Source organism: Arthrobacter sp. TB 26 (genome assembly GCF_000427315.1).
GTDB lineage: Bacteria > Actinomycetota > Actinomycetes > Actinomycetales > Micrococcaceae > Arthrobacter.
In genome coordinates this window covers 1-12,871 of the sequence record NZ_AUPJ01000536.1, presented here as the reverse complement: position 1 = coordinate 12,871, position 12,871 = coordinate 1, and the positions used below count along the sequence as shown (strand labels likewise).

13 protein-coding genes and 1 pseudogene (1 of these 14 cut by a window edge) are annotated in these 12,871 nt (G+C 64.2%); 3 read left to right on the top strand and 11 right to left on the bottom strand.

The genetic code is table 11. The annotated features are described in order from the left end of the window. A pseudogene (locus K789_RS26840) lies at positions 1-228 on the bottom strand (DUF6884 domain-containing protein); it reaches 86 nt to the left of the window's first position. 271 nt (positions 229-499) lie between these two features. Between K789_RS26840 and K789_RS0121015 the strand changes: the two are divergent. After that, positions 500-1,321: a neutral zinc metallopeptidase gene (locus tag K789_RS0121015; protein ID WP_157835703.1), complete on the top strand. Its 822-nt coding sequence runs from the start codon at positions 500-502 to the stop codon at positions 1,319-1,321. Here the strand turns inward: K789_RS0121015 and K789_RS0121010 are convergent. Then, the gene (locus K789_RS0121010; RefSeq protein WP_084507746.1) at positions 1,309-1,542 is read right to left on the bottom strand and encodes a type II toxin-antitoxin system death-on-curing family toxin; all 234 of its coding nucleotides are present in this window, start codon (positions 1,540-1,542) and stop codon (positions 1,309-1,311) included. The genes K789_RS0121015 and K789_RS0121010 overlap by 13 nt on opposite strands. A gap of 212 nt (positions 1,543-1,754) precedes the next feature. Between K789_RS0121010 and K789_RS0121005 the strand changes: the two genes are divergently transcribed. Continuing rightward, positions 1,755-2,243 carry a hypothetical protein gene (locus tag K789_RS0121005; protein ID WP_024368467.1) on the top strand — a complete coding sequence of 163 codons (489 nt, stop codon included), beginning with the start codon at positions 1,755-1,757 and terminating at the stop codon, positions 2,241-2,243. 39 nt (positions 2,244-2,282) lie between these two features. Continuing rightward, the gene (locus K789_RS0121000) at positions 2,283-4,391 is read left to right on the top strand and encodes a M48 family metalloprotease (RefSeq protein WP_024368466.1); all 2,109 of its coding nucleotides are present in this window, start codon (positions 2,283-2,285) and stop codon (positions 4,389-4,391) included. Positions 4,392-5,285: 894 nt separating this feature from the next. Here K789_RS0121000 and K789_RS0120995 read toward each other — a convergent pair. The 9 genes from K789_RS0120995 to K789_RS0120955 all read right to left on the bottom strand — a co-directional run. After that, on the bottom strand, positions 5,286-6,275 hold the full coding sequence (locus tag K789_RS0120995; protein ID WP_024368465.1) for an Ldh family oxidoreductase: 990 nt from the start codon (positions 6,273-6,275) through the stop codon (positions 5,286-5,288). A gap of 16 nt (positions 6,276-6,291) precedes the next feature. Further along, positions 6,292-7,791 carry an NAD-dependent succinate-semialdehyde dehydrogenase gene (locus K789_RS0120990; RefSeq protein ID WP_024368464.1) on the bottom strand — a complete coding sequence of 500 codons (1,500 nt, stop codon included), beginning with the start codon at positions 7,789-7,791 and terminating at the stop codon, positions 6,292-6,294. Further along, positions 7,788-8,561 (bottom strand): carboxymuconolactone decarboxylase family protein, encoded by a 774-nt coding sequence (locus tag K789_RS0120985; protein WP_024368463.1) that lies wholly within the window; start codon positions 8,559-8,561, stop codon positions 7,788-7,790. The genes K789_RS0120990 and K789_RS0120985 overlap by 4 nt, the downstream gene beginning before the upstream one ends. Positions 8,562-8,703: 142 nt before the next feature. Beyond that, positions 8,704-9,396, bottom strand: a complete 693-nt coding sequence (locus K789_RS0120980) for a GntR family transcriptional regulator (RefSeq protein WP_237739657.1) — start codon at positions 9,394-9,396, stop codon at positions 8,704-8,706. A 42-nt stretch (positions 9,397-9,438) separates the two neighbouring features. Next, positions 9,439-10,329 carry an NAD(P)-dependent oxidoreductase gene (locus K789_RS0120975; protein ID WP_024368461.1) on the bottom strand — a complete coding sequence of 297 codons (891 nt, stop codon included), beginning with the start codon at positions 10,327-10,329 and terminating at the stop codon, positions 9,439-9,441. Continuing rightward, positions 10,326-10,730: a 4-carboxymuconolactone decarboxylase gene (gene pcaC, locus K789_RS0120970; RefSeq protein ID WP_024368460.1), complete on the bottom strand. Its 405-nt coding sequence runs from the start codon at positions 10,728-10,730 to the stop codon at positions 10,326-10,328. Before pcaC ends, K789_RS0120975 begins: the two co-directional genes overlap by 4 nt. Positions 10,731-10,732: 2 nt before the next feature. Further along, positions 10,733-11,137, bottom strand: coding sequence for a cupin domain-containing protein (locus K789_RS0120965; RefSeq protein ID WP_024368459.1), 405 nt, complete (start codon positions 11,135-11,137; stop codon positions 10,733-10,735). After that, positions 11,134-12,102 (bottom strand): NAD(P)-dependent oxidoreductase, encoded by a 969-nt coding sequence (locus K789_RS0120960; protein WP_024368458.1) that lies wholly within the window; start codon positions 12,100-12,102, stop codon positions 11,134-11,136. The genes K789_RS0120965 and K789_RS0120960 overlap by 4 nt, the downstream gene beginning before the upstream one ends. Continuing rightward, the coding region (locus K789_RS0120955) for an SDR family NAD(P)-dependent oxidoreductase (protein ID WP_024368457.1) at positions 12,099-12,871 on the bottom strand (773 nt) is incomplete at its 5' end. The genes K789_RS0120960 and K789_RS0120955, both read right to left, overlap by 4 nt.

Sequence of the window (12,871 nt, the reverse complement as noted above, 5' to 3'; positions counted from 1 at the left end):
CCGTCCGGTACTGCTCCCCCGCCAGGACGACCAGTGAGGCGGCTTGGAGGTCGGCCAGTTCGACGGCGAGCTGGTTTCGGACGCCGGCGGCGATGTCGGGTGGTTCGTTCCGAGCCGCATGTCGCAGGGGTTCGATGATCTCGTCAGGCGGAGGAGACCGTGTTTGGCCGAGAGGATGTACCAGCGGTCGCAGGTCAGTTCGGCGTACGCGGAGGCCTTCTTGAACATCTGGGAGACGTAGATTTCGCGGGCCGGCGCCGGCCGCTATCCGATGCCTCTTGTGTTGAGGGATGACAAGCCTGAACCGAGCCGATACCCTGAGGCGCAGGGGATGTTGGGTATCTGTTGCGGTCTCAGCTAAGCAGAGGACCATCCCATGATCCGACGTATTGCCCCGACCCTTTTCATCGCAGCTTCGACAGTTTTCGTGGCGTCGTGCACGGCAGGCCCTGCCGCCACCGGCCCCACCGCAACCCAGACTGTAACCCAGACCGTGTCAGTGACTCCCCCACCACCGCCGTCCAGCGGGGCCCCGGCCGTCACCCCCACAGTCAAGCCAACAGACGTGATGCCCTCCACGGCCGCAACCGTGGTGGTCACACCCACGCCGGAACCTACCAACACGAAAATTGCGGCTGCCGCTCCGGCGCCCGCCCAGGAACTCGCAGCGAACCAACCGCAGGTCTTCTGCCCGGGAGGGTCGCACGAGGGATGTCACAACTACGCCGACATGCCCACCTACCTGACCCACATCCTCGCGCTCATCTCGCCAATGTTTGACGAGCTCTACGGGGCCGCCAACCGGCCCTCCAACTTTTACTACATAGCCGCGGACCAGGCCGGCCCGACCGCCTGCCATGCATCGGATGGCAATATTGCCGCATACGACCACTTGTCCTACATGTACTGCGGCGGCGATCAGGCGATCTACACGGGTCAAGACAGCCTGTGGCTGCTCTATTCGGAGATCGGAGACGCAGCCCCCGCTGTCGGCTACGCACACGAATGGGGACACCATATTCAGAACATCATGGGGGTGCCGCCAGGCAGTACGCCCCAGGAGAGCATCCAGCTGGAAAATCAGGCCGACTGCATTGCCGGCGCCTGGGTGTACTTCGCCCAACAGTCCGGATTCCTGGAGTATCCCAACGATCTAGGCGACATCCAGCGGCTTCTAACGACCATCGCTTCATCGGAATCTGAAGTCAACAGGGACCACGGAACACTGCAAGAGCGGTCCGACTCCATTGATTACGGGTACAACTACGGACTCCGGGGATGCAACCAGTACTTCCCGGCGACACCTATCTACAACGGCTGACGGGAGCAGATGCGGGCCCCGATCCGGGCACTGGATTCTTCCAGCCCCAGGCGGCCCTCTGCGACACCGACGACCAGGTCGAAGGCGTCATCTGTGGTGAAGTCGTGCCGGTAGCCGTTCAGCCACAGGAATAGCACCATCAGGGTCCAGGAGTTGCGCTTGTTCCCGTCCACGAGAGGGTGGTTCCGGGCGGCGGATTCGAGCAGGACGGCGGCCTTCAACTATTCATTGTCCGCTGGAAGTTGTCCGGCAAGAAGGAACGACGGCCGGTTCGGAAGTTTGGACTGCGGGCCGTGTAATTCTGTCCCTCCCATAACACCTCAGCGCGTGCAAGGCGCCTCCGAAGCACTTGTGCTCCCTCCCTGTTAGCGGCACAATAACTCCCACCACAGACGCCTCACAGTCTGGCTGAATCTCATTAAGGGAGAACCCCGTGGGAGAGCCACGAACGGACCTGCAAGCGGACCAGTCACGCGAGTTGATTACCGAGCTGGCCAGGTTGGTCATTGATCGTGCGGCGCCCGATGAGTTGTTGACGTTCGACGAAGTCGTTGAGGAATACTATGCAGATCCACAATCGACTCTAATGCTCATCAAGAAGGACGAAGCAGTAGGATTCGGCCTTGAACTGGTCCTGTTGACTCCCTTCGCCATGGCAGTGGCCGAGTTTGTCATTGGTTTCGTGGGCGATCTGCTGCGCGACGTCGCCAAAGATGCGGCCAAGTCCCCAATCTCGGATGCCCTGAAGCGGGTGTTGCGGGGGCGTACCGACCAGGCATCTCCGCCTGATGAGATGGATCTGACCAAGGCACAGCGGGCGCAAATTTTTGCGGCTGCCAAAGAGCAGTCCGCCCGATTGGGGCTCGACGAGGACAAAGCTGTTCTCTTAGGAAACGCGATCATTGGGGTGCTTGGCAACTAGTTCTTCTTTAGCCTGTAAACCCAGTAGAGGGGTGGAAGTGTGGAAAAGAACCCGTTTGCCTCAACCGTGGTGGTTCGCCGTGTCAATGTACTTGCATTTCCGGCACCTACCACGGGGTTGTATCTCCTGTTCATTGCCGCCCTCCTTGGCGTTGGCCTATTCGTGGGTTCCTGGATGCACAACGTAGTCCTGGGGAAAGAGTGGATACAGGCGCTCAATAACTGCTTAGCCTTGGAAGTTGATCAGCAACGGGGCTGCACGGCACCTACTGAGTTCAGGCGTGGTTTGTGGTCATTTGCGGGTGCAGTCCTGGTGGCAGGGTTCGCTGTAGCGGTGTCATACGCCGTCCCCTCTGTGATCAGGCGCCGTCGTTCGCTTGAGCTGCCGATGCCAAAGCATCAGGCGGTGGTGGAGCGTTTTGCACAGTTGGCTTCGCAGGCAAGTTTGCTCCGGATGCCGAGGCTGTACATCGGACCCGCAAGGATGGGCGACGCCTTCTCGTTCGGGAGGCCGGGCTCGCCCGCTGTAGCGCTTCCACCCAAGATCGTGGGCATGTTGGTGCGGCCAGGGCCGGCGGATGGCGTAGTGCTCCACGAGTTCGCGCACATCCGGCACCGGGACGTAGAACTGGCCTGGACGGCACGTAGCGCTTGGTACGTGGCGCTGTTGGCCCTTTTGTTCCCAATAGTGGGGGCTTTGTGGGAGGGCCCTTCCATCCTCCCCAACTATCTATGGCGCGCGGCCTTGCTTGCCGTTGTTGTGGAGATCGTGACGGCCGCCGTGCTCAGGGCACGCGAGTACGACGCGGACCTTCGAGCCACTGCGGAGCTACCATCGCTAGAGGCCGTAAGGTCCGGTTTGGGCCTGCTGGGCGCCGGCAGTCCTCTCAATTGGCTTCGGCGCTTGCGCATGCGCCACCCGACGCGGACCGAACGGCTGGATGTCCTCGAGTCGCCACATCTGGCGGCTGGCAGCAGCTTTCTCCAAGCACTCTGTGCGGGACTCCTTGCTGGAGTTCTGGGTCCACTGGTGGTCAGCACGGCGACACCATTGCTGTCCGGAACAGAAATCGTTCTGGGCGGAATCTGGACATCAGCGGCGGTGACGGGGTCACTCTTGGGATTGACCGTCGGTCTGGACATCTGGAGATCACAATTCGCCTATTCCTTGGCTCATGGAACCAATAGGCCCGGCTCACCGACGATGCGCGGTGTCTTCATAACGGCAGCGGGTGTGTCGGCGGGCTTGGCACTTGGACAACTCGTCTCGTTGGCAGGGATCGGTCAGGACGCCCCGGCCCTGTTGGACCCCATGACATTGATCGCCCCCATAATTGCCGGGCTTGGCACAGTATTTATCTGCGCAGCGTTCGGAGCTGTTTGCCTACCCTTAGCGCTTCTCGTGACACGTCCATGGCACTTCTGGCTCCCTGCCGTACTGCTCAACATCTCTATCTTCCTAGTGGCCACATGGATCGGGGACAGCCTGGACCTAGCGTTGACGAGCTTCGGGTGGTTGGGGGCCTCCATGTGGATCCAGTATGGCTACGACGAATGGCCAGGAATTGGTTTGGCAGTGTTGCTGACTGTCGTGGCCTTCCTAGCTGCGCTCCTTGGACCCATGTCACGTCGACGCGGTGCCCGGGAATGGATGTATTTCCCGAGCCACACATCCGGGGCCACGTATTCGAGCCCCGCACTTTCAGCGACCGGCAGAACGCTCCGGTTTCCGCTGGTCTTAGGCCTCGCGGCAGGCCTTGCGGGGAGCATTTTCCTAGTCTCGCAACTTCTGCTCATCGGTCCGATCACGACAACCGAGGCTGCTGCTCAGGCTAACTCCTTGTGGGTATCGACGACCGTGGTCTGCTGGGTAGCCCCGGGTGCAATTCTTTGTTTGATCGACCCCGTCGCGGGTCCTGCGAAAGTGTTCATCGCCGGGCCGTTGAGCTTGGGGTTTTGTGCCCTTGGTGTGGCTGTTTTCTGGTTCGCAAGCACTGACTCGGCCTCTATAAACGTTCTCTGGTCCATCTGGTCTACCGCCATGGAGCGTGGTCTTGCGGTCTCAATCTTGATTGTTGGCCTGGTAGTCCCTGTCCGTTACGCCACCCCAGTGGCCGCGCGCCGCCGGTATCGCAGAGGACCGCCCTGAGCCATTGAGTCTGAGGCCTAAGTGCCGAGGTGCCCGCACAACACCTAGACCATGCCGCAGCACACTCGCTCTGGGCGCTGATCCACGCATACACACCCAGCAGCACCCGACACTCCGCCCCATCCGCACCGCCATCGCCTTCATCAACTGGTGGTAGGGCAGAGGCAGCAAGGCCCACCAACTCCTACAACTCGAGTGGCCATGTCATGCCGTTCCCGACGCATTCCTGCATGAACAGGTATCAGAACGGAAAATCCGGACCAGCCGCAAACCCAAGGTCGATCGAACGAATAATCAGCAAATCATGTCGTGCGCGGCCGTGGCCACCATGAAGTGGTGAACGCAAAACTCAAGGGAAGGACGGACAAGGATGAAAACCCAGAAAAGGGACCACAAGGCGGTACCCGGTCCGCCGTAGGCAGCCGCTCCCCCAACGCAACCGAATAGGTCTATCCGAGACCCCACACACCCGGAACATCAGATCAGAGGCGAGAGTGTGCACACTGTCCACACGAAAAAACACCAAAAAGACTCTGAACTGGAAAAACACTGTGCCCGAGGTGGGACTCGAACCGGATTCCAGTCCTTCAAACACTGGACTCCCGCCCAAACATGCGAAATCCGGCCCAATCCGGCACCGGTACGGCCCAGTCCGCGACCCCAAAGTGTGGACACTGTCCACACCCCCAATTTGCCGATTCAGGGCGCCGCGCCCCGCTTCGAAGGGCCGTCAACTGACTTTAGATCCGTTATCAACGTTGGAAGATCCCCCGAAACAAAGAACAAGCGCTTCGTGCAAGGGCCTCTGTAGCGCTCCCGGGCACGGCCCCGCCGTAGCCGGAAAAGCTGATTGCATTGCGTCCTGCAGCCTTGCTTCCCGGCTTGGCCGAGCGATCAATCCTCCTGCGCCAGCGCCGTGACGGCCTCAAAGACAGTAGCGTCGACGTCGAACCCACCGGCTGCCAGCTGCTCGGCCCGCCGGGCGGCCGACCGTTCGAAGGGCATCCGGACGGGCACTTCCTCATCCACCCGCCGGGTTGTCCGCATGGCCTCGGAAAACGCCGAGACCTTCTCAGCGAATTCTTCCCCTGAGGTCAGCAGGTCAGGCTGCATGGCGAGGACCAAAAACCCAAAGTCCTCCAGCGGCTTCGGAAAAACCGGCGACCCGGCCAGAATTCCCAGCAACTGGACGCTCACGCCGAGGCCGCTGCCCTTGTGTCCGCCCCATGCGGTAAATGCTCCGGACAATGCTTGTGCCGGATCTGTCGTAGGTTGACCGTCGGAGTCATAGGCGACACCGGGCGGCAATTGGTGTCCCTGTCGCTGAGCCAGGACGGCTTGGGCATGAATGATTTCGGAGATCCCGATGTCCCAGATCACTGGTGTTGAGGTGCTGGGAAAGCCCAGGCAAAACGGGTTCGTGCCGAACCGGCCCTCTGTCCCACCGAAGGGTGCCACCCAGGGCGACGCATTCGATGCGATCACAGCTACGAGCCCTTTGGCCGTGATCATTTCGGCGTAATAAGACAGCATTCCCGTGTACCAGGTGTTGTTCGCTCCAACGACTGCCAGGCCGACGTCCGCCGCCTTGTCGAGGGCGATCCCCACGGCTTGCTGCGCCACAACGTAGCCGAGTCTGTCCCCACCATCCAGCTGGGCCGACAAAGGTGTCTGCCGCGTGATTCGGATGCCGTCCGAGCCAATGGGCTTCACAGCCAACCGCTCACCGATGCTGAGGATCCGGGCGAGTCCGCTGAAGGACAAGCCCCTTAGCTCACAGTCGAGGAGGTGCCGGAGGGTGATGTCTGAATCCGGAGCGGACAGCCCGAGTTTCCTCAGGGCGGCGGTCCCCACCCCAGTGGCCTCTTCTAAGCTGATGAACATCTTCCACCCCTCCGGGTTAGCCGGCGTAGGGGTCGGCGATGCCGATGTATTGGGTGTAGAGGTATTCTTCGATGCCTTCGAGTCCGCCCTCGCGGCCCAGGCCGGACTGCTTGACCCCGCCGAACGGTGCAGCGGCGTTGGAGACCACGCCGGCGTTCAGGCCCAGCATGCCGGTCTCGAGGCGTTCGCCCATCCGGATCCCGCGGTTCAGGTCGCGTGTGAACACGTAGACCACCAGCCCGTACTCGGTGTTGTTCGCCAGCCGCACGGCCTCATCCTCGGTGTCGAAGGTGATGATCGGGGCGACGGGACCGAAGATTTCCTCGGACAGGATCCGGGTGCCTTCCGTCACGCCCTTGAGGATGGTGGGCTGGTAGAAGTACCCCGGGCCCTCGACGGCGGCGCCGCCGATCACCGCGACCGCACCGGCGGACACGGCATCCGTGACGAGCTCGTGGACCTTGTCACGGCTCTTCGCATCGATCAGCGGGCCGACCTTGGACTCGGCCTCGGTGCCGCGGGCGGTGGTCATGCCTGCCATCTTCGCGGCGAACTTCTCCGCGAACTCATCCGCGACGGACTCGTGCACGATGAACCGGTTGGCCGCGGTGCAGGCCTCGCCCATGTTCCGCAGCTTCGCCAGCATCGCCCCTGCGACGGCGGCGTCGAGGTCGGCGTCCTCGAACACCACGAACGGGGCGTTGCCGCCGAGCTCCATCGAGGTCCGCAGCACCGTCTCGGACGCATCGGCGAGCAGCCGGCGGCCGACCTCGGTGGAACCGGTGAAGGAGAGCTTCCGGAGCCGGGAGTCCTTGATCAGCGGACCCGTGGTCGCGCCGGCCGTGGAGGTCGGGATCACGTTCAGCACTCCGGCGGGCAGGCCTGCCTCCAGCATCACCGCCGCGAACAGCTGGGAGGTCAGCGGGGTAAGGTTCGCGGACTTCAGCACCATGGTGCAGCCCGCGGCGACCGCGGGGGCGACCTTGCGGGTCGCCATGGCCAGCGGGAAGTTCCACGGCGTGATCAGCAGGCACGGGCCTACCGGCTTCTTCGTCACCAGCAGCCGGGACTTCCCGTCCGGGGACACAGAATACCGGCCGAAGGCGCGCACGGCTTCCTCGGAGAACCAGCGCAGGAACTCCGCACCGTAGGTGACCTCGCCGCGGGCCTCGGCCAGCGGCTTGCCCATCTCCAAGGTCATCAGGAGCGCGAAATCCTCGGCCCGTGCAGTCACCAGTTCGAAGGCCCGGCGCAGGATCTCCCCGCGCTCACGCGGGGGGACCTTCGCCCAGGACTCCTGCGCGGCGGCCGCGGCATCCAGTGCCGCCGCCCCGTCCTCCGGCCCGGCATCCGCGATGCTGAGCAGGACCTTGCCCGTCGAGGGGTCCTCGACGTCGAACGTCTTCCCCGACGCGGCGGGACGCCACTCACCGTTGATGAGCAGGCCGGTCGGAACAGAGGCCAGCAGCGCGCTCTCGCGCTCCGCAGTGACAATGGGCTGGGCAGATACAGTCACAGGACGGCCTTTTCTGCTTCGAACGCGGCGACCTCTTCGAGGATGATCGGGGCCGCGGTCGTGGCTGCGTGGATGCCGATGACGCTGGCGATCTCCATGACTTCGAGGATCTCCTCCACCGTGGCACCGTAGCGGAGCGCGTTCTCCATGTGCAGTTTGGTGCCGCGCTCGTAGAGGTGCGTGGCCGCAATGTCGAAGGCGATGTAGATGAATTCCTTGACCTTGGGCTCCAGCGGCCCGTACTTCCAGGAGGCGGAGGAGAACTCGGTGTACGCCTCAAGGTATTCCGGGTCGAGTTCCAGGGTGTCGTCCCAAGTCTTGTTCCAGTAGCCGCGGTTCTCGGTGAATTCCGCCTTGACCCGCTCCTGGTACTCGGTCAGCGGCTGCCGGGCGGGCCGCGCGCCGGCTTCGTCCAGGACCTCGCAGAGGATCGGCACTCCGACGTTCATGGCGTGCACGCCCAGGGTGCTGGCCAGCTCCACCACCTCCATGATCTCGGCCGACGTGGCACCAAACCGCAGGGCAGCCCGGACATGCTGCCGGACGCCCGGGAGGTACATGTGGGTGGCCGCGCTGTCCACGGCAATGTATATGAACTCCTTGACCTTGTCCTCCAGGTGGTTCTTCTTCCACGGAACCGAGGACAGGGACAGGTACCCGGCGAGGAACTCGGGGCTGAGGGACAGGATCGCCTCCCACGAGTCGCCCCACGTGCCGCGGATGCTGATGAAGTCTTGTTTGATTTGCTGCTGGCGGGCTGTCAGCTCCATGGTTCTTCCTTCACTGGGATGGGTGGGGCACTGGGATGGGTCGGACGGCCAGCGGGTGACCCGGGCCGGCCCGTTTTCGGGCATCGCGGAGCAGCTCTCGTTACTCCGGCGGTGGTGAGGTGCTGCTGTGGTATTGGCGGGGTCAGTCGTCGAAATCGGCGAGGGCCGTGCGTGCGGCACGCCTGACGTGGGCGGCGTACAGCGCGGTGGCCAGCGGCACGTCCCGTTTGGCGACGGCGGCGACGATCGCTTCCATCTCTTCGACGGCCTCGATGGCGCGGCCGGGGTGGGAGAGGGAAGCCGCACGGAGGACGTGAACGCGGGCCTGGATCTGCTCGATGAGCTGGCGCAGCGGATCGCTGCGCGCACCGGCGATCAGCACGGCGTAGATGCCGTCCTTGGCCGCGAGCACCGCCCGCATGTCATCAATGTGCTCTTCGGTCACCTTGCGGTAGTAAGCCGTGGCCGCCCGCAGGTCGCCGATCTCCGGATCCGTCCCGCGTTCGATGAACCGCTGGACAATGAGCGATTCCAGGGTGGCACGCACCTCATAGAGGTCCTCGGCCTCCGAGCGTGTTGGCCGGCTGACGATTGCGCCCTTCTGCGGGACAACGGTCACCAGCCCCTCGGAGGACAGCTCCCGGATGGCTTCGCGGACGGTGGTCCTGGAGACGCCGAGCTGCTCCATCAGTTCCCGCTCCACGAGACGCTGGCCAGGTTTGAGCTGAAGCCCGGTGATGGCGCTCCGGAGCCGGTCGGCAACTTGTTCGCGCACCGGCGCAGCAACGCGTCCCAGCGGCTCGGACGCCCATGAATCGGCCAATGAATTGGTCACGGTCATCGTGTTCCTTCTTCCTGCGCGCGGATCTGAGCAATCCTACCGGTGGCTGACTGCGGACTCTTGTGAAGTCGCAGCCACCCAGCGGGCTATTTCGGTGTGGTCGGCGTTGTTCGGCAGTTCTGCGGCCGCTTCTTCCCAGAGCTGGACGGCGGCGTGGCTGAGTCGCGACGCGGCGTGGACCTGGTCGGCGAGGTCCACTGCAATCTTCATGTCCTTGAGCATCAGCTTCAGCGCGAAGCCGGAGTTGTAGGTGCCGGGGAGGATGAAGTTGGGCCATTTGTTCTCGGTCGAGCCGCTCTTGCCGCTCGAGCCGTTGACGATCTGCAGCAGGAGCTCCGGGTCCACGCCGAAGCCTTGCCCGGCCAGGATGGCCTCGCTGCTGACCAGCAGGTGGGTGGCGGACATAAGGTTGTTCAGGGCTTTGGCCGCGTGCCCCGCGCCGACCTGCCCGGCCCGTTTGACTGTTCCGAAACACGCCAGGATGGCGTCGGCTTCCGCAAGGTCTTCGTCAGTTCCGCCCGCCATGACGGTGAGCGCCCCGTTTTCCGCCCCTTTCACGCCGCCAGATACCGGGGCGTCGACGAAGCGGATCCCTTTTGGCCGCAGCCGTTGTTCCAGGGCCCGGCTGCGAAGCGGCTCGCTCGAGCTCATGTCGATGACCAGGGTGTTGGCGGCCAGCCCGGCGTTCACTTCAGGGCTCAAGATGACACCTTCGACGACGTCGGAGTTGGGCAGCATCAGGATGACGGCGGACGCGCCGTCGACGGCTTCCGCCGGCGAGCTGCAGCTGGTCCCTCCCGCCTCCGCAAGCCTGGCTTTGGCCTGCTCTGCGACGTCGAATCCCCGCACGGTGTGGCCTGCCGCCAGCAGGCGCTGCGCCATCGGGGTGCCCATGTTGCCCAGGCCAATAAACGCGATGGTGGTCATGGTGTCTCGCTCACCTTCATCTCGTTGAGCACCTTCTCCGCGATCCGGAACGACTCCAGCGCTGCGGGGACGCCGACGTAGATGGCTGTCTGCATCAGGACCTCCTGGATTTCCTGCTCCGAGACGCCGTTGTTGATGGCGCCGCGGACGTGGACTCCGAGTTCATGGGGCCGGTTCAGGGCGGTGAGCATCGCGAGGTTGATCATGCTGCGGCTGCGGCGGTCCAGGCCCTCGCGGGTCCAGACGGCGCCCCAGCAGTACTCGGTGACCAGTTCCTGGATGGGCCGGCTGAACTCGGACACCTGCCCGAGGGAGCGCTCCACATGGCTCGCGCCGAGGACCTCCTTGCGGGTGGCGAGTCCCTCTTCGTACGTGGTGGCGTGGGTGTCGTTGGTGTCCATGGTCATTCCTTCCGGAGGTCTGCGGTCTTGGTGTAATCGGATTCCTCGACCGGTTCGGCCCAGTGCGTCGGGCCCAGGGAGATCGCCGTGTGCGTCATGAACGAGTCCGCTGCGGCCCCGTGCCAGTGCCGTTCCCCCGGCGGACACCACACGGTGTCGCCGGCGTTGAGCACACGGGGATTGACCTCGCCCTCCGCCTGGATGAGGCCGCGTCCGGCGAGGACCTGGAGGATCTGGCCGTTTTCGTGGTGGTGCCAGTACGTCCTGGCCCCGGGAGTGAAGTTGACGGTGTTGATGGTGACGCCGTCCGTGGATGCCATCGTCAGGTACGGGAAGGCGGTGCCGCTGAACTGCGAACCGGCTTTGCCTGCCGTGCCGTCCTGCACGGGTCCGTTGATGATCCTCATGGCTGCTCCTTGGCTTCGGGCGCATCGTGCGGCGCTTCGTGCGGTGCGTCGGGCGCATCGGCACCGCCCGGGACCGGGTCGAAGAGCCGGACGCCGCCGGACACATCGCCGATGGCGTCGACCACGGTGTTACTGATTTGCTCGGCGTAGCCGAGGGCGTTGGCCAGGCCGAAGCTCGCGAGGGGCCCCGCGGAATTGGGGCTCGCCACCCCGAGGTCCCGGGCCAGTTCGACGTAGGCCAGCACGTCCTTCATCATCAGGGAGTTGGTGAGGCCGCCCTTGAGGTAGTCCCCCTTGATGATCTTCGGGAACCTGTTCAGCGAGGCGAAGCTGACCCCTGAGCTGTTGTTGATGACGTCCAGCAAAACCTCGAGGTCCAGGCCGGCCTTCTTGCCGGCGACCATCGCTTCCGCCGTGGCGGACAGGGTGATGGCGTTCAGGAAGTTGTTGATGAGCTTGGTTGTGTGGCCGGCGCCTGAGGCGCCGGTGTAGAAGATCTTGCCGGAGAAGAGTTCGAGTGCCGGCCGGGCACGGTCAAGGACGCTTTCCTCGCCGCCCACCATCAGCACCAGTTTGCCTTTTTCCGCGGCGGCCGCACCGCCGGAGATGCCGGCGTCAAGGTAGCTGGCGCCCGCGGCGAGCACTTTGCCGGCGATCATGCGGGTGGAGGCGGGGGCGGAGGTGCTAAGGTCCACGACGATCTGCCCGTCCCGAAGGTGTTCCAGGACGCCGCCGTCACCGAGCATGACGGCCTCCACGACGGCGCTCTTAGGCAAGGAGAGGAGGATGATGTCCGAGCCGTCCACCACGTCTGCCGCGCTGCCGGCCGGGGTCGCCCCGGAGGCGGTGATGTTTGCCGCGACGGGGTCATAGCCCAGCACGGCCTTTCCGGCCCTGGTGATGCAGGCGGCCATGCGCCCGCCCATGTTGCCAAGGCCAATAGATCCAATCCGGAGTTCGCTCATTGTCCTGTCCTCTGGAAGTTGTTGCCGTAGATGGCCTCGTCCACGCTGGTGGTGTCCCAGGCCCCGGCGCCGCCGCTGGGCCGAACGGTGTTCACAATGGAGGCACCGCCGTCGGCCGCGATCACCTGGCCGGTCACGTACGCGGAGTCATCGCTCAGCAGGAAGGCCACGACGCCGGCGATTTCCTCGGCGGTGCCGGCGCGGCGCAGCGGGGTGGTGCTGGCGCGCTGCTCCATGTCGTTCTTGCCGCCGCTGGTGGTAGCGGCGGCAGCGAAGAGTTCGGTGGGGACGATGCCCGGCGCCACCGCGTTGACCCTGATGCCCAGCGGGCCGCCGTAGACGGAGCCGCCATGGACCAGTCCCACGACGGCGTGTTTGGACGTGTGGTAGGCCAGCAGGTCCGCCGCCCCGGTGAGGCTCGCGATGGACGCTGTGATGGCGATGTTGCCGCCGGTGCCCTGCGCGGCGAACTGCCGGAAGGCCGCCCGCATGCCCAGGAACTGCCCGCGGACGTTAACGTTCATGACGCGGTCGAAATCCTCCACCTCCACGTCCGGCAGGGCCGCGAACTTGCCGAAAATCCCGGCGTTGAGGTGGTGCAGGTCCACGCGGCCGAAGGCGTCCAGCGCCTCCCGCATGTAGTTGTGGACGTCGGCCTCCTGGGCCACATCGGCCGCGACGGCGATGGACCGGGTGGGCAGTGACCGCGCCACGGCGTCGGCGGCGTCGGCGTTGATGTCGACGACGACGACGTGCGCGCCCTCCGCGG